At 41.7% G+C, this 18,036-nt stretch carries 12 protein-coding genes and 2 tRNA genes; 6 read left to right on the top strand and 8 right to left on the bottom strand.

Annotated elements, in window-relative coordinates; translation table 11 throughout:
* Positions 1-344 precede the first annotated feature (344 nt).
* The 3 genes from V7K45_RS20645 to V7K45_RS20635 all read left to right on the top strand — a co-directional run bounded on the left by V7K45_RS20645 (position 345) and on the right by V7K45_RS20635 (position 5,486).
* Positions 345-1,304: a ribonuclease Z gene (locus V7K45_RS20645; protein ID WP_322695231.1), complete on the top strand. Its 960-nt coding sequence runs from the start codon at positions 345-347 to the stop codon at positions 1,302-1,304.
* A 637-nt stretch (positions 1,305-1,941) separates the two neighbouring features.
* Positions 1,942-4,134, top strand: coding sequence for a GumC family protein (locus V7K45_RS20640; RefSeq protein WP_335006679.1), 2,193 nt, complete (start codon positions 1,942-1,944; stop codon positions 4,132-4,134).
* A 206-nt stretch (positions 4,135-4,340) separates the two neighbouring features.
* Positions 4,341-5,486 (top strand): SpoIID/LytB domain-containing protein, encoded by a 1,146-nt coding sequence (locus V7K45_RS20635; RefSeq protein ID WP_335006677.1) that lies wholly within the window; start codon positions 4,341-4,343, stop codon positions 5,484-5,486.
* Between the two features lie 193 nt (positions 5,487-5,679).
* On the opposite strand, the gene V7K45_RS20630 is transcribed toward V7K45_RS20635, so the two are convergent.
* Positions 5,680-6,978: a hypothetical protein gene (locus V7K45_RS20630; protein ID WP_335006675.1), complete on the bottom strand. Its 1,299-nt coding sequence runs from the start codon at positions 6,976-6,978 to the stop codon at positions 5,680-5,682.
* Positions 6,979-7,194: 216 nt separating this feature from the next.
* Between V7K45_RS20630 and V7K45_RS20625 the strand changes: the two genes are divergently transcribed.
* Positions 7,195-7,674 carry a hypothetical protein gene (locus tag V7K45_RS20625; protein ID WP_335006673.1) on the top strand — a complete coding sequence of 160 codons (480 nt, stop codon included), beginning with the start codon at positions 7,195-7,197 and terminating at the stop codon, positions 7,672-7,674.
* 90 nt (positions 7,675-7,764) lie between these two features.
* On the opposite strand, the gene V7K45_RS20620 is transcribed toward V7K45_RS20625, so the two are convergent.
* From V7K45_RS20620 to V7K45_RS20595, 6 genes are all read right to left on the bottom strand, one after another.
* A tRNA-Gln gene (locus tag V7K45_RS20620) sits at positions 7,765-7,836 on the bottom strand.
* 254 nt (positions 7,837-8,090) lie between these two features.
* On the bottom strand, positions 8,091-8,888 hold the full coding sequence (locus V7K45_RS20615) for a WecB/TagA/CpsF family glycosyltransferase (RefSeq protein WP_335006671.1): 798 nt from the start codon (positions 8,886-8,888) through the stop codon (positions 8,091-8,093).
* A gap of 487 nt (positions 8,889-9,375) precedes the next feature.
* On the bottom strand, positions 9,376-9,627 hold the full coding sequence (locus V7K45_RS20610) for a hypothetical protein (RefSeq protein ID WP_335006669.1): 252 nt from the start codon (positions 9,625-9,627) through the stop codon (positions 9,376-9,378).
* 33 nt (positions 9,628-9,660) lie between these two features.
* A tRNA-Leu gene (locus tag V7K45_RS20605) sits at positions 9,661-9,744 on the bottom strand.
* 90 nt (positions 9,745-9,834) lie between these two features.
* Entirely contained in the window at positions 9,835-10,974 is a 1,140-nt protein-coding gene (locus V7K45_RS20600; RefSeq protein WP_335006667.1) for an alpha-hydroxy acid oxidase, read from the bottom strand.
* A 450-nt stretch (positions 10,975-11,424) separates the two neighbouring features.
* Complete coding sequence (locus V7K45_RS20595) at positions 11,425-11,658, bottom strand: hypothetical protein (protein ID WP_094349603.1); 234 nt, start codon at positions 11,656-11,658, stop codon at positions 11,425-11,427.
* A 160-nt stretch (positions 11,659-11,818) separates the two neighbouring features.
* Here V7K45_RS20595 and V7K45_RS20590 point away from each other — a divergent pair, with 160 nt between their 5' ends.
* Positions 11,819-13,957 (top strand): NAD(P)/FAD-dependent oxidoreductase, encoded by a 2,139-nt coding sequence (locus V7K45_RS20590; protein WP_335006665.1) that lies wholly within the window; start codon positions 11,819-11,821, stop codon positions 13,955-13,957.
* Positions 13,958-14,016: 59 nt separating this feature from the next.
* Here the strand turns inward: V7K45_RS20590 and V7K45_RS20585 are convergent, their stop codons facing one another.
* Positions 14,017-15,540 (bottom strand): hypothetical protein, encoded by a 1,524-nt coding sequence (locus V7K45_RS20585; protein ID WP_335006663.1) that lies wholly within the window; start codon positions 15,538-15,540, stop codon positions 14,017-14,019.
* A gap of 1,015 nt (positions 15,541-16,555) precedes the next feature.
* Between V7K45_RS20585 and V7K45_RS20580 the strand changes: the two genes are divergently transcribed.
* The gene (locus tag V7K45_RS20580; protein ID WP_335006660.1) at positions 16,556-18,010 is read left to right on the top strand and encodes an aminotransferase class V-fold PLP-dependent enzyme; all 1,455 of its coding nucleotides are present in this window, start codon (positions 16,556-16,558) and stop codon (positions 18,008-18,010) included.
* Positions 18,011-18,036: the final 26 nt, after the last annotated feature.

Below are 18,036 nucleotides of genomic sequence, written 5' to 3'. Positions count from 1 at the left end.
CTATCGAGTCGGTGCAAGTTTTTTCTAATCAGCACCTTAATGGCTCGATAGCTTTCTTGTCTATTCCCTCAACTAAAAATTGTCCGGAGTATTGTATTTAGTTACTTACTGATACTAAATTGCGAGAATAACTAGTAACCAATGCCCCATGCTCCTCAAGAGTGTTGAGTGGGAAATCTTACTTTTTTACTCAGGACTGAGAACGGGCTAAATGCCGCGCTAACGGAACTTTGAACTGTTTTACCCCATGCCCAATGCTCAAATTCCTAAGTATTTTGCTCAATAACCGTGCCACTATAGAAAATAGAGCTGCAAATTGAGCAATAGGAAGACTAAAGAACACTGTGCAGATAACATTCTTAGGGACGAGTTCCGGTGTACCCACGCGATCGCGCAATGTTTCCAGTGTCGCTCTGAGATTACCCCAAAGGGCAGAACTGTGGTTATTCGACTGTGGCGAAGGTACTCAGCATCAAATTATGCGGAGTGAACTGAAAATCAGTCAACTCTCCCGAATTTTTATCACCCACATGCACGGCGACCATATCTTTGGCTTGATGGGACTTCTTGCTACTTGCGGCTTGGCTGGCAATGTGGAACGAATTGATATTTATGGCCCACCTGGATTAAATGATTACATTCAATCCGCCTCACGTTATTCCTACACGCATTTTTCTTACCCAATCAAAGTTCACGCCATCCGTCCAGGGATAATTTATGAAGACGATGACTTCACCGTGAGCTGCGGTAATTTGCATCATCGGATTACAGCTTTTGGCTACCGTGTAGCCGAAAAAGACCGAGCCGGGCGCTTTGATGTGGAAAAAGCCAAGGCGTTGCAAATTCCTCCTGGTAGAGTTTATGGTCAACTCAAGCGGGGTGAAACAGTTACGCTTACTGATGGACGGGTGATTGATGGCACTCAATTGTGCGGCCCTACAGAAATTGGTCGGAAGATTGCCTATTGTACAGACACAATTTATTGTGATGGTGCAGTGGAATTAGCTCATGATGTCGATGTATTAATTCACGAAGCAACCTTTGCCCATCAAGATGCAGATATGGCTTTCCAGCGGTTACATTCCACAACCACAATGGCAGCGCAAACAGCTTTAGCTGCTGGGGCGCATCGACTGATTATGAGTCATTTCAGTCCCCGCTATGCTCCCGGAAATACTTTAGAGTTGAAGGATCTCCTCAAAGAAGCTCGTGCTATTTTTCCCCGTACTGATATGGCTTACGATTTTATGATTCATGAAGTACCCAGACGGCGGGAAGTAGAGTTAACCAAGGTAGGCGTTTAAATTTTGGACTTTCCTGCGGAACCCACGCGTAGCTTGCTTTCCCGGAAGGGTACGGCTACGCTCAGTCTAACGATTTTAGATTTGAGATTTCTTATTGAACGCTTCTAATCTAAAATCTAAAATAACTAGGTTCTATCTTAAATTTTAAAAGTCCCAATCATAAAATCAAGCAAATAAACAGTAGCTTTGTTTTCCGAGTAAGTCAATTATTTAACCAACAATTTACAGTTAACTAGATGTATCAAGAATATACAAATAGTATGGTTTAAATATTTTTATCAATGTGTTTTTTCTCTTACAAGTTATCAAAATAACTTTAATATATCTAGTAAGATTGTGAGTTAGATAGTTTTATACTCAAATACTTAGGAAAAATAATTAATTTTTCGTCAAGATTTTTATTCCTTAAATAAAATATTTATTAAAAATTTATCCTTCTAACACTGATTCAGAATTTATATGTATGAATTGATGAACATGAAAGCGCCAGTTGGCATAATGTTGTGCCAAATTAGCTTGTCATTATTGGAAGAAGAATTAAGTATGCGATCGCAGCTATTAGGTGTAAAAAATCATTTCATATTTTTCATAAATCTTCCAAATAAATATAGTGTTTCGATATTAGAGGAGTTTAATAGTGGCTAAGACTAGTCTGAATCAAGAGCAACAGGTTACTACTTCAACACAAGGCGCAGTTGACATCAGACAACTATCTACTATTTTGCTTCGCCGACGCTTTCTGATCTTTGGGGTTTCCTGTGTAGTTATGTCAGTTGCTAGCCTCTTGGCTATCAATGCCAAACCCACTTACCAGAGCAATATGCAGATATTGGTGAATTCCAATTTATCTGAAGGAGCCCAGTCAAATACTCAGGTTACTAATTCAAATTCTCAAGTTATTGATTCCACTACTCAGATGAAACTCATGCTGAGTTCTAAGTTGCTTCAGAAAACTGTAGATTTACTCCATTCTGATTATCCCAATCTTACCTTACAAGACATCAATGGTCAAAAAGACCATAATCAAAAAGTACCTTTAGAAGTAACTCCAGAAGCGGGAGGCATAGGAGCAAATAAAGTTTTTAATCAGGCATTTAAAGTTTCTTTTCATGATGACGATCCAGTAAAAGCACAAAGAGTACTTCAAGCGCTACAGAAAGTCTATCAAAACTACAACAAACAGCAGCAAAAAGAACGTCTGAATCAGGGATTAGCTTTTGTAAATACTCGCCTACCTGAAATCAAAAAAGAAGTAAGTAAAGCTGATAAAAACTTAGAACAGTTTCGCAAAAAACATAACTTACTCGATCCCGAAGTCCAAAGTAAAATTCTACTAGAATCTCTAGCCGATATTCAACAACAATTACAAACCACTCGTGCCAACCTTCAAGATGTAAACGCTCGCTACGATAATCTAGAGCAACTAATAGCGTCTTCGTCCCAGCAAAATACACTACTATCTTCTCGTTTAAATCAGTCAAGCCGCTATCAAGCATTATTAAGTGAAATTCAAAAGACCGAACTAGCGTTGGCTAAAGAGCGGCTCCGCTATACAGATGATTATCCATCGGTACAAAAATTAAAACAGCAACGCCAAAGTCAACTGTCTCTATTACGAGAAGAGGTGAAAACTATTACTAATAGCAGTATGGAAAAACCCTTATTCAAAGGACAAATGCTAGGGGTCGATCCAGCGCTTTTAGATGAGTTTGTTTTGGTACAGACAAGTGTTTTAGGGCTAACCGCCAATGAAAAAAATCTAGTCGAGTCAGAACAGCAACTACGCTCTGAGCTAAACAAATACCCAAGCTTAATAGCAGAGTATAATCGTCTACGGTCAAAGGTAGAAACTAGTCGCAAAAACCTTGAACAACTAATCCAAGCGCAACAGTCATTAGGACTAAAAATTGCTCAGGAAGGATATAACTGGCAAGTTTTGGCAGAACCTTCTCCTGGTATTTATATGGGTAACAACAGATTATTCTTTTTGGTTGGAGGAGCAGTAATTGGACCGATTTTAGGTATTTTAGCAGCCCTGATTTTGGAAAAGTTTAATGACGCTATTTATTGTGCCGGAGATTTAAAGAAACTGACTAACCTACGTGTATTGGGATCGGTACCAAAACTACCCTCACGTGGCATCAAAAAGCGGCGCATAGGGCTGCCTTGGAATATCAGAAGAAGCTCAGATTCTTCTGTAATAGAAGCTAGTCATAAATTGCCCGTCCATGAAACTTTGGATATGATCTACCAAAATATTCAAATATTAAAATATCCCTTACCATTCAAGTCGCTGATGTTTACTTCCGCACTACCAGGGGAAGGAAAGACAACCTTAGTATTAGGGCTTGTAGCTAGCGCTGCGCGGATGCATAGACGGGTATTAGTAATTGATGCCAACCTACATAATCCTAGCCTACACAAAATATTGGAACTATCCAATGATTGGGGACTCTCTCTGTTATTAGTTGATGAGACAACTACTCATTTTCAAGATTACATCCAGCCGATTCACCCCTCTATTGATATTTTGACTGCTGGGCCAGAACCAGAAGACACGGTGAAGTTGCTCAGTTCTCAACGGATGAAAGAACTAATAGAGCTATTTGAGCAAAGTTATGACCTAGTACTCATAGATGCTCCATCTATTTTAGGCACGGTTGATGCCAGGATTGTGGCATCTTTTTGCAGTGCTATTGTCATGGTAGAGCGTATGGGGAAAGTGACTCGAACTGAACTGACTCAAGCAACAGAAATTTTGAGTAAGTTGAATTTAATTGGAATTATCGCTAATGAAGCGAGCAATTCTCAAAAGGTGTTGGCATCGTAAATCGAAGAATAAAAGTTTCTCTTCCACAGCAGTAAGATTTGGACGATTCACTTTCCCTAATTTCTGATTTCTACCTGATAGCTAAAGTAAAATGCATAATTAGTAGGAGGTGGCAACCTCCTGCGTTGGAGAACTGTCTCATCTTAAAGTAGTAGACGCCATAATCCATAGCGTCTATTAGATACTAGTGTGATTAGATGATCGGTATGAAATTCCAACTTTACTTAGGCTCTTTATTTTCTCAGATTAAAGTACGTTATTGGTGGGTAAGTATATTTTTGTGGATAGCTTTGGTTGCCCCAGCCCAAGCGTCTGTAATCCTGCGCGTGGCAATTGAGAGGGGTGTTAATCAGGTAAAAGTGGGCAGTTCCACCACTGGCATCGTTAAGGATAGTACTGGCCGGACTCTCGGACAGTTACCAGCGATGAGTGCATATTATGCCCAAGCCGTTCCTGGCGGTGTTGCTTTAGATAAGTGGCAGTCTGGTTTGTTTTGGATTGAGCCAACTGGTAAAGGATTTGTTTATATTGGCGATCGCTGGTATCGAGGCAGAACTCTGGTTGTCCCCACAGAGAAGGGCTTAACCGCTGTTAACTGGGTTGACGATCAAGAATATCTCTACAGCGTTCTTGGTGGGGAAATGGATGCTAGCTGGCCCCAAGAAGCTTTAAAAGCCCAAGCGATCGCAGCCCGCACTTACGCCCTCTACGAACGAGAAAGACAACGGAATAATCCCGTTTACGATTTAGGCAATACCCCCGATCGCTGGCAAATTTACAAAGGTGTCATCAGTGAATCTCCAGCGACTTACGCCGCAGTGGATTCCACACTAGGGCAGGTACTAACTTACAAAAACCGGATTATTCTCTCAGTCTTTCACGCTTGTTCTGGGGGACACACCGAAAACGTAGAAGATGTTTGGGGAAGCAGCGAACCTTATCTACGTGCTGTTCAAGACTACGATCAAAATATCCGCGAGTGTAATTGGGTGAAAACCTTCTCGCCTAGTGAAATTAGCGCTAAATTTCCAGAGGTGGGTAGCGTGACGGCCATGACTCCAGAGACATACTCACCTTTTGGCAGTGTTAAAGTTTTAAAAATTGTCGGCAACAAGGGCACGAAGGTGTTACAGGGCGAAGAAGTGCGAACAGCCCTGAAGTTAAAAAGTACCAAATTTAGCGTCACTAAGGGCGCTGATGGTAGTTTTGTACTGCAAGGGCTTGGCTACGGTCATGCTTTAGGTATGAGTCAGTGGGGGGCGTACAATCTGGCTCGGCAAGGAGTAAACCATCTGCAAATCTTGGGACATTATTATCAAGGTGTAGCTCTAACACCAATTCAGGCGAAGTAATCAGGGATTGGGCGTTAGGAGTGCTGAGTGCTGAGTGCTGAGTGCTGAGTTAGGAGTTAAGAGTTAGGAGTGCTGAGTTAGGAGTTAAGAGTTAAGAGTTAGGAGTTTTGTTTATCTCCTTGTCCCCTAACTTCCTCACTCCCTCACTCCCTGCTCCCCTGCTCCCCTGCTCCCCCCCCTGCCCCTCTGCTTCCTATTCCCCACTCCCACGTTCTAAGCGCCGTTGCCACTCAGCATCAATTTGTGCAGAACGCTCAACTTCTTGGTCGAGTAAGTCAGTTTCGCTGGAATACACTAAATCTTCGTTGCCAATAACTTTTTCTGTTGCAAATTGTTGGGCATAGTTAATTTTTTGTTGCAAAAGTGCATCAGGACTTGCCAATACCCTTGCTCTGGAAAGGCGATCGCGGTTGCGATCGCCTATTTTGCGGTTACGCCACCCAATCCAGAAATAACGCAATAACGGTATACCTAAAAAACCTGCTCCGTAAGCCAATAGCAGCCAATAAATTCCTTGTACAAAAGCTACCAGTCCGCCTAATTGGATGGCAACAGTTCCATCTCTCAATAAACTTCCCAGTACTAAAGCACCAACAAAATTTAGTATCCCTAACCCAGCACTCAGCATAATTTGCCCAGAACTTGCGGCACTAAAACGCCAGGGAAATTCCTCCAAATGATCTGATATTGCATAACGGCGCTTTTTAACTGCACTCACCTGCAACTCTGGGAAGTAATAAACAATTTGACCTTCTGGACTTACCCCTGGTTGCCCATTAAACCGCGTGAGAACGGGCAGCATATAATCTTCGTACTCTCTTGTGTATCCCTGGCCAATATTATCCAAATATGGGGCAATTTGTTCTGCTACTACTGCACCACGGTTACTCCGAATCACCGTAGCAATTTCTTGCCAGCGACGTTCTTCTAAGTTTGCATTAGGATTACCATCGCCAAACAAAAACGAAAACACGGCTTCAAAGAAATTCAGATTGCTTTCTTCCGGGCTTTCACGTCGTCGTTCTTGGTAGTGGGTGTCATAATTTGGGCTAAGATACCAAAATAAATTTGGAAAATAGAAGAAGCCCCCACCGCCAGAATTACTACCCCGATTGTCGCCGTCACGATCTGAATTGATAGAGGTAATGATAATGAAGATGGTAACAGTTATCAGGGCGATGGAAACAGTTAAGAAAATTCCAAAAGAAATGCGAATCAGGTAAAACAGAACACTCCAGACCTTTTTCCACCATTCTTGCAATCGTAGCCGGAAGTATTTATTACGCAAAATTGCTCGAAAATTTTGTGGAAAGAGGAAAACTATATCACCTGAATCCGCTACCTGTAAATGTCCGCCAGCATCAGATGCCAGGGCTAACAAGCTTTGATTAGCTTCAGCGACGTTCAATCCTGCCTGAGTTGCCACATCACCAACAGTGACACGGTAGCCCAGTTGTTCCACAGCCTGCATGATGGTGGGACTGGGAGCCATTGCTCTCCCCTCCTATTGAAAATTATTCCTTTTCTTAAGTATAAAGTTTTATTTTGAGCGACTTAGCTGGGATAGAGGTAACAATTCAAAATTTAAAGTGTTGACGTTTGGTCTTAAACTCTTTAATTGACTAGACAATCAACAAACGATCGGACACGCAAAATGATATAATTACTTGCCTCAGCTTGGTTAAATCAGCAAATTTTCTGCTCAAATATGGTTCAATATACTCTCGCTCAAAGCCCAGAAATTATCCTTACTGTTTCTGGAAAAGATTCAGCCAAAGCCCGTGATAAAGCAATGGATCAGCTAATGGAACTGATGGATGCAGGTAAGTTACCCACAGAATTGGAAGAAGGATTTGGCCCTCAACAATTGATTGAGGTAAAAGAGTCAACTATTGATACTGGTAGTGGTGAGGATACGATTACACAAGCTGTCCAGATTCTGAGTAACTTGGCGACGCTCAAGCTGAAAGTTCAGGAATCACGAGCTGAAGCGTTGGAAATTCGCAAAGCTGTCGATATTCTGTTTACCGATGACTCGGTGACAGAAGAGGAAATTACTCGACTCAAGGAAGGTTTTAAAGTTCTCAAAAATTTTGCCCAAGCGAATGTGCGTTACCAGGAAGCGCGAGCTAAAGCAGAACTGGCTCGGAAGACTCTAGACCAAGCTCTTAAATCTCCCGATAAGTAACATTTACAGAATTATATGCATTAAGATATATCTTATAAAATGCAATTAAATAATCAAAAAGACAGGCTATTATGCCTGTCTTCAGATTAACTGGGGCGCTAGGATTCGAACCCAGGGATGGCGAGACCAAAACCCGCTGCCTTACCACTTGGCGACGCCCCAACAATTTAACTATGGTTAATATAACACTTATGCCTGGGTTAATGTCAAGTACTTTAATAGTTGATTTCAGATAATTGGTTTTTACAGCTGGATAGTGATTGGTGGGAATTCTTGTACTTGACTTCTTTCATCACTTTCAGTTGAATCCTTGAATCTTCGTGCTTCAGGCAGAAAATTCTTTCCTTAGCATCTAAAATCTGGTTCTCTTGATGATGAACCGTTTAGAGTCTGTCTTATCCCAATTATCTTTTTCTTTAATCCCCAGTCTCGTGAAGAAAGACCCCTGCAATCCGACTTGATGATAGTAGCTGCTTAGTAGCCAACCATATAAAGAGTGGAATAGTCTTACCATAGCGGCCGCAAAGTCGGCGCGGTTCTTGAATCCATCGATACAGCCATTCAAGCCCTAAGTCTCGAACTATGCGGGGTGCGCGCTTATGAATTCCGGCATAAACTGGGAAAACTCCACCCAGTCCAATCATTACAGCTTGTATTTTGCCCTTATGTTGAGCTATCCAATTTTCTTGTTTGGGACATCCCAAAGACACTAAGACAGCGCTTGCACCACTAGAGTTAATTTTTTTAACTAAGGCTTCGTCTTCAATTTCAGTTAGAGGACGAAAGGGTAGAGGTTCCATTGCCGCAATCTTTATCTGCGGAAATTCCTTCTCTAACCTGTTTTGCATCCTAGACAGAATTTCTGTTTGGGAACCTACAAAGAAAATGCTCAGATTTTGTGTTTGAGTTAGCTGACACAATGCGAGAAAAATATCCATCCCTGCCACACGGTCTTGGTAAAGCGCTCCCATTTTTCGCATCATCCATACCAGAGGCATACCATCAGGAGTAACTATATCTGCATTTCGCAATATGGTAGCAAACTCTGGATTCCAATGGGCTTCAATGAGCATGTGTACATTGGCTACATATACAGTTTTACTCTCACGCCTACTCGCCCACTTCACTATTGTTTGTATCTGGTCGTCAAACCGTAAAGCAGTAATAGGAAAATCAAGCACTTTTTTAGTAGGTAGAAGCACTCTGGCCACCATCAATAACTCCTGTATCCAAGAAAACAATTCATAGATTACCTAGACCAATCCCAATGATTTAATATTCGGATTGGATGACTCCTAACTTTTTGTAGGCTTGTGTCATTGTTGGAAGTTAACACGTGGAGGTGCAATTGCCTTTTTAGTATACTTTTGGCTTAATCGGTAATACTAGAATTATTTACTGCTGTGTCCTAGCTTACTGTTTTATGTTAAGGATTTTAGACACTGCTTGACAAAATTCATAGTTCCTTCATAATTAATTTTTGGTTAGTTCATCCAAGCATTATAATTGCGATAAATTCCTAGAAAAAAGCTCGATAACAAGTAGTATACACTACTTAATTGCTTAAGTATAAATGTCCAAATGCTAACCACTTAATCTGCGGGTTTTATACGTCAATATGCGCTTAAGAGGTGGAATTAAAATTTAGTATATTTTAATGACTAATAATTTTTTCTGATGATTTCCAAATTTATTACAGATTTAATGTATTGTCTGTATTGAAAAATCTCTAAATGTTATTTTTTTCTGAAATAAAAGCCCCAAAAAAAAGGGAAAGATAAATTTATCTTTCCCTGCTCTTTCATTTTTGTTAAAGTCTTGCTTGTTACTTTCTTTAAGTCTTTGGCGTAACATTTGCCTTTGTTTTTTCAGTTGACGCTTCCTAGCAGAACCGCCTCTACCTTTATCATTTCTGCCTTCTTTACGGGGAGATTCCCATCTTTTTAGGCGCATAAGTTTTTAACCTCTTTAGCACTTGGTTGGTAGTGGGCAGGAGGAGAATCGAACTCCTATGACCGTAAGGCCGCCACATTTTGAGTGTGGTGCGTCTACCAATTCCGCCACCCGCCCTTGTATCTAACCTTAACTAGTATACTCTAATTAAAAGATTTTGTAACAAGTCTGAAAATTATTTCTCAAAGTTTTGCTGGAATCACATTTCTAACAGTTCTCCGACTTAAAGCCTGGCAGGGTCAATAAACTAGGCTCAATATCCTGCATCTTGGCACAGCCGCTAAGTGCCATTGCCACATTTAACTCATCTTGTAGGAGTGAGATAACATGAGATACGCCGATTTGCCCGGCTACCGCTAGTCCCCACAAAATAGGTCGTCCGATTAGTACTGCTTTTGCTCCTAATGCCAGAGCTTTGAGAATGTCTGTACCTCTACGAATGCCGCCATCCAATACCACTTCTACCTTACCATCCACTGCGGCTACTATTTCAGCGAGGGCATCTAAAGAAGCGATCGCACCATCGAGTTGTCTGCCACCATGATTAGAAACAACAATTGCTTTGGCTCCATATTCTACAGCCCGCACAGCATCATCTGGGCGTAAAACTCCTTTGATAACTAAAGGTAATGGAGATAAAGACTGCAACCATTCCAAATCGTCCCAAGTGACTGCTGGGTTTAGTTGTTGAGCAAAATAAGTAAATAATCCAGATTCGCCTTTTTCATGGGAAATATCTAGTCCTGAGATGCTAGCAAGATTAGCCAGATGTAAATCTTGAGGTAAGGCAAACTCATTACGTCTATCTCTCTCACGCTGTCCGAGAACGGGTGCATCCACAGTGAGACAAAGTGCTTTGTAGCCTGCTTTATAGGCTTTTTCTACCAAAGCACGAGTTAATCCCCGGTCTTTATGGATGTAAAGCTGGAACCACCGCAGAGAATCTGGAAACTGATTACATACAGTCGCCACTTCTTCAATGCTCTTTGTTGCCATTGTACTTAACACCATACCCACCCCAGCTGATGCAGCAGCTAGGGCCGTAGCAACTTCTCCGTCTGGATGGGCTAGACATTGAAAAGCCATCGGTGCAATTAACAAAGGTAGTTGCAGGGGTTGTCCTAAAATAGAGGTACTTAGATTGCGATCGCTCACATCGACTAATATCCGAGGTCGCAGTTTGACTCGCTCAAAGGCAGCACGATTATCTCGCAATGTGATTTCGTCCCAAGCACCACTGCTGTAGTAATCAAGTGTCGTTTGAGATAGATATTCTTTTGCTAGCTTTTCATACTCAAAAAGGTTGATGGGTTGAAAGCGATCGCCACTGGATAAGTCGGTAGACATAATTAAATCTAAGATAAAATTTTTGTTCGTAGTGAGCGATTTATCGCTCTGCATAAGATTTTAAATGGCTAGAGCCGCTGACTACGATTATTCATTGTCAAGGCTTTCAAATGTATTTATTTTTACTTATTTAGTTAGCGATCGCTCAACAAAATTATCTGCCGAGGCGTTATTCAAACAGCATAAACATAAAAATTGCTCCCAAAAAAAGACCTCTGGCGCAAAGCAGAGGTCTTTCCGTTTCAGAACGTTGTAAAATTCATAAGCAACGTAAAACGCTGATATGGGTAATTTAGTGGCTTCTATGCCATGAACACAAAAATAGCAACCCAATTGCCAATCCCATACTGACCATTATTATTACTCCTATACCGAAAATGCAATCGCCAACATTTAGGTACAGATTTAGAAATCTAATACTGCGACCAAAACTTCATCTTATACAAGGTTTTAGGAGAACTTTTCCCAGGATTGGGCAACCAATTGGCTTAACCAGCGACGTTGTTGCTGATCCAACAGTGGATCGTCTGCTAACAACTGAGCGGTTAATTCTTCCAAAGATTGACCCTGAGCGCGGACAATTTTAATGACTCCAGCGATCGCACTGGCAACTAGTTCTTCATCAATCGGCTGTTGTCGCAGAGCAATAATTTCTTGGGGACTGTCTGGGATGGGATAATTCATGGCGTGGGTTTACAGAAATACAAAATGAACAATAAATTTGACAAACTCTTAAAATTTCTTCACTGAATCTTTATGAAACTAATAGGGCGGAGTCTACCTTACTTCGTGCCTTAAGAAAATCTGTCTAAGTGAGTAGATTGATGGGAGATGTCAGCAAAACATGAAAGAAATCCTTTATTTAGAAGTTCCAACTCCAGATATAGAAACTGTGCGTAGTTGGTTACAAACAGATTTTGAACCTGGAAATGGAGAAAAAGTACTTACCTCGGAAGGTTTTCGCCTTCAAATACCCAGTGCTACTACAGCTGCTGGAGTGAATCTTTCCGAAAACTTGCCTACAGAACTTTCGGTATTTATCTGGTCAGTGCAACGAACTACCTATCTGAAAGTGTTTCGCTGGGCAGAAAAACCCTTTCCCGGTGAAAGACAAATTCTGCAACGCTTGACCAGGGAAATCAGAAGCCGTTTTCCGCATCATTACCCAGAACCGCCAGCAATTGATTTATCCCAGCAATCAATATTTGCCGCACTAGGCTCGACTTACCCCCTTACCGTCAAGTATTTTCAGAAAATGCCCAACGGTGAATATGACCTAACTCGTGCCTATTGGTGGGAAAAACGATGGCGCGAAGGGGTGCGGAATCCGCAGCAGCCGCGTCAAGTAGTGTTTTCGCAGGGGAGTAGGGGACAAGGAGATAAACTCAGCACTCAGCACTCAATAGTCAGCACTCCTTTGCCCCATGCCCAGTACGACATCATCTACATTGGCGGTGCATTAGGCGCAATCCATGCAGCATTGATGGCAAAACTCGGATATAAAGTCTTGCTGGTGGAACGAATGCCCTTTGGGCGGATGAACCGAGAATGGAATATTTCGCGCGACGAGATTCAAAGCTTGGTTAACTTGGGTTTAGTCACCCCCGCTGAGTTAGAAACCATCATTGCTAGAGAATACAAAGACGGATTCAATAAGTTTTTTGATGCTAATAATCCAGCCAAACTGCGATCGCCCGTCCTCCACACACCCACAGTCCTAAATTTAGGCTTGGATTCCGAAAAATGGCTCCAAATGTGTGGGCAAAAACTGCAAGCGGCAGGCGGTGAAATTTGGGATGAAACAGAATTTATCCGTGCAGATATTGATATATCACAGGTAGTTTTGCAAGTCAAGCACTTGCCCAGTCAAATTGAGAAGCAAGTAAGTGGACGACTGCTAATAGATGCAATGGGAACTGCGTCACCCATTGCTTGGCAATTAAACGGTGGTCGTGCCTTTGATAGTGTCTGTCCAACGGTGGGAGCGGCAATTGAGAGCGGATTTGAGCCGGGAGTATGGGATTCCCAATATGGGGACGTTCTTTACAGTCATGGGGATATTTCGCGGGGAAGGCAGTTGATTTGGGAATTGTTTCCCGCAGCAGATGAGGAACTGACGATTTATTTATTTCATTACCACGAAGTCAATGCTGAAAATCCTGGTTCCTTACTGGAGATGTACGAGGACTTTTTCACGATTTTGCCAGAGTATCGCAGGTGCGATATGGACAAATTGGTGTGGAAGAAGCCGACATTTGGGTATATACCAGGGCATTTTAGTGTGGGAAGTCGCGATCGCACAGTTGCCTTCGATCGATTGATTGCGATCGGTGATGCGGCATCACTCCAGTCTCCCCTTGTTTTCACCGGTTTTGGTTCGCTAGTTCGCAACTTAGAGCGCTTAACAACGCTGTTGGATACTGCCCTCAAACATGACTTGTTGAGTTTCCGCCACCTGAACCAAATTCGCGCCTACCAAAGCAACGTTTCGGTGACTTGGCTATTTTCCAAAGGCATGATGGTTCCCACAGGGAAATTTTTACCACCGCAGCGGATTAACTCCATGCTCAATACCTTTTTTGGGCTGTTAGCAGACGAACCGCCAGAGGTGGCAGATAATTTTATCAAAGATCGCTGTGATTGGTTAACCTTTAACCGTTTAGCACTGAAAGCAGCTAGGAAAAATCCTGCCTTGCTTTTATGGATTTGGGAACTTGCTGGCCCTAAAGACTTAGGGCGATGGCTTGGTAGTTATTTCACCTTCGGTCGTCATGCCCTGATTAGTGCTTTACTGAGTCCGTGGTTCTCACGCTTCTTGAACCGGGTAGGTTCTTGGCTAGAACCACGAAATCCCGGCTTATGGCTGTGGCTATTGGCGATTAATTATGCGATCGCCACAGGCAAACCGCGATCGCCAAGTCAGGTGGCAAAATCCAACCCAGAAGCCATAATTCCGAAGTCAGAAGCAAGGATTCTGAATTAGGAATGGGGCAGGGCATAGGGCATTAATCACTTGTACAGACGCGATTAATCGCGTCTCTTCTAACTCTTGGGGCGAAAATTCGGCAGTTCTACAGATGCCAATGACTTACGCCCCTTGGGTGGACGCTGGGGATAAACTACTGGTGAAGGTGAATTGTCATCATTGGTGCGATCGCCTAACGACTCTGAGGACAAATCACCTGCTGACAATTGTGATTCTGACCAGTAGTCTTCAGTTTCTCCAACAGGTGTTTCGGTGTGAGATGGATTAGAGGAAAGCAGTAAGTTATTGGCTGGTGAAAGCACAGAATCCGTCGTCCAAGAAGTAGAGGTAGTTGCAGGAGGATTAATTTCTGCCTCCAAATTTTCCTCCTGTGGATTTTCTAGTTCCTCATCGTCTTCTAAGATTGTTGCTAAAGTCTCCCAAATAGGAACATCACTAACATCCGTTTTCGCAGCAGGTGGTGGTGATGTCGAGGCAGGCTGGGAGGTGAAAAACATTTGGATTAAACTATCTAATTGCCGATCTAAATTTGATGAACCCGAAGGTGAAACCGCTTCACTTGTATCTGGAGAATCATCAACTTTTGGAGATGACGCGGGTTGTGTTGGTGTTGGCGTGTCTTTCTTAACTGTCCAGTTCCAAGGAGATGATGGCGGTGTTGTAGAGGCTTCATTTCTTTGGAATGGGATTGGTGCTGAAGGTTCACCCCAAGAATTATCTAGATCGTTACTTAATGATTCTTCTTCTACTGACCAAGGTTGAATTGGCTGGGCGTTAGGAAACAAAGACCGAGCTTTTCTAGAAAATCTTCCTTGGCTACTAGTTATATCTTTAGGATGTTTTGCAGCATCCTCTAAGGAGTCATAGCTAGGAACTGAGGTATCTAAACATTTTTCCAAAGCTGCCTTGAATTGCAGCGTCTGGCGTTGTTGTCGCATCAGTCTAGTACGTAACTCCCGACAAACATTTTCTGATTGCAATAACTGCTGAGATTGTTCGTTGTTATTAGTGTGTAGCAACGTACATTCTCGTTCTAACTGGGCCAGGCGTTGTTGGCTAATTTGTAGCTGTGCTTTATAAGTATCAGTGAAAATTTCCTGACGTTGAACAGTTTGTACAGCAGTTTCTAATTGCTGAAATAAAGATTTTATCTGTTCTTGAGCCGCGGCTAGTTCTTGAGTGTGTTGGTTGAGCATCGACTCACTAACGCTAGAACGCGTTTTCTGCCACTGCAAAACCTTTTCTGACTCAGCTAGATTGTCTTTTAGCTGCTCCACTTGTTCATACAATTTATTGTTAGCCGCACGTAATTCTTCGTTCAATGCCAGCAGTTTCTGAAATTCCGAGTCAATAAGTGCTTGTTTGCCGCTTTCAGGTTCTGCAACCCAGTCCTGCCGGGTGGTATCTTGTAAAAATTGTGTATCTTCAGCTGGCATGAGGAGTGGCAGTTTTTTAACTGTCATATTGTCATTAGGCACAACTGAGTAAAAGGGACAACTCGCCTGCTCTGATTGTGGCGAATTAGCAGAATTTAGGGATTCCATCACAGCCCCCTTGTTTGAGGTGTCAGCTTCATTCATCACTCTTGACTCACCTGCTTAAAAATATTTAGCAGTGCTGGCATTAGCATTGCTTATCAACTGTGTCTAATCAGGGTTTGCTCTAGAAGCTAAGTTTAACTCTCTCCAAGCACCAGCAATTAATCATCAATTGGTGTTCCCCATTTTGTATCTAGACTGATGCCGTTATAACACTATGATGCTCTGCCCCGTCAAGAAGAGGTACAAGGGGAACTCTGGCCGCCTTTGAAGATAGGCGAGAGAGAGGAGAAACCCGATACATTAAAAATTAAACTGTATTGGCTGGCTGATGAAGTTTTTTACATGAAAAAACTGCCTTAACTTATACTTTATTTTTTAAAATCGCATCTGTCTTAAGATATAAATTGTGATTTTCTCCTGAAATACATTTTGTAATGCCTGATTGAGTACTTAGATATAGATGTCCGTACAAGTATCTACTCTTCAATGATAATTCTCTCATTTGAAGCGATCGCTATTGAATGTCAGCAAACAACTAAGAGCTTTCGCTATACTGCAATCTTAAGAGATCCCGATCAATACGAGTAAATACTTATAAAGTCTTAATAAAGACGTAACAATTTGCTTAAGTAAAATATAAAACTTTTTTAAAGAGTAATCTCAACTTAGTTAGGGCTTTTTTTTTCGATAAATACTTTGCCAGTAAGCAATTGCAGGTTTTATTAGTTATAAGCTTTTCGAGCGACTTATCTTCAATACGTCAAGTTTGTTTAATGACTGGAACAAAATCTTTTAAAGTATACTTTACTACTTAATAACATAATTTACACTGTATATTAGTTTACAATAAAAATATATAAATTAGGCATTAATGCGGATACTATTTTTAATAATTTTATTAAAGAATAATTGTAATAACCGCAGTTTCTACTAGAAATAAAGTAATTATAAAGACAATAATTACTGATAATTAATCTGGTTGCAGCGCGAAATAAAGTGTTGCGACAGTTAGGCTTTTTCAAAAAAATCAAAATTTAAAATCGGGGTGCTAAAGATGACTGATATACTTGCAATGGGCGCAAATATCAAGCAAGAGACTGCTAAATTACCGCTGTTTGTAGAAAATTGTGACAGCTTTTGGGACACAGAAATTAGACCGTTATTTACAGATGAGTCTCTATCTTTCAAGGTGAAAACTCTTAACGGAAACTATGTCAAGTATGCGAACTTGGATAATGGAGCTACAACGACACCCTTTGCAACCCTCAAGCAGTACGTGGACGAAATGCTTGACACCTATGGCAGCGTACATCGAGGTTCTGGGCAAAAATCCATCATCACTACACGAGAATATGACGCCAGTCGAAACATCATTCGGGATTTTGTCGGGTCATCTTCAGACAACTATGTAATCTTTGCGAAGAATACAACAGAAGCAATTAATGGAGCTGCCACACTTTGGGCAAAAAAACCTGGGAAAATCCTAGTTTCTGATATTGAGCATTCATCTAACCTGCTGCCTTGGGTTACTAGAGACGAAGTTGTGCAGTACAGAACGCAGCCAGATGGGAGTGTAAATATTGCAGAAATTGAAGATATTTTCAAGGCACATCAAAATCTCCCCGCAGCCGAGCAAATTAAGTTAGTAACTATTACAGGTGCTTCGACAATTACAGGTTACAGACCCCCAATTTACGAAATTGCAGCTTTAGCACATCGGTATGGTGCGAAGATTTTTGCCGATGTGTGTCAGTTAATTCAGCATGAACGAGTCGATATGCGTGCTGATGACGATCCATGTCATTTAGATTTTGTAGCTTTCTCTGGACACAAGATGTATGCCCCTTATGGAACCGGGGTTTTGCTGGGGCCAAAGGAATTTTTTGATAGTTCCTACCCTTATCAAATTGGGGGTGGAAACCTGCCTTATATCACCAGAAATTTAGAGATTAAGCGTTTTTATACAGAACGGGCCCACGATCCTGGAACACCAAACGCAATGGGTGCGATCGCTATTGCCAAAGCGATTGAAATTATCGAAGCAGTAGGGCGCGATCGCATTGCTCAGTATGAACACTCTCTAGTTGAATTTACATATACACGGCTTGGGCTGATTCCTGGTGTCAAAATACATATTCCCGGAGATAATTTAGCCCATGTTATTCCCTTTGATATTGATGGATTTGACGGACGCTTAGTAGCAGAAATTTTGGCACAAGAATACGGTATTGGCGTTCGGGCTGGGGCTTTCTGCACTTATGAATACATTCGCAAACTCAAGAATGTTTCAGACGAACAAGACTGTGAGATTGCTCAAGAAGTAGACAGAGGAATTACACGGAACATTCCTAGTATTATCCGAGCTAGCTTTGCTGTATATAATACATTAGAAGACTGCGATCGCTTTATAAATGCGATCGCTCAAATAGCTAAAAATGGATTGGCTCACTATTTGCCCAACTACACACAAGATCGGATAACTGGTGTTTGGACAGCAATAAACAGCTAGTTTTTTCAGGGCATTATGCATTGCTT

The organism is Nostoc sp. (genome assembly GCF_036917375.1).
In the GTDB taxonomy this organism is placed as follows: domain Bacteria; phylum Cyanobacteriota; class Cyanobacteriia; order Cyanobacteriales; family Nostocaceae; genus Nostoc.
The sequence above is the reverse complement of the archived record's forward strand: the minus strand, read 5'-3'. Positions and strand labels throughout refer to the sequence as shown.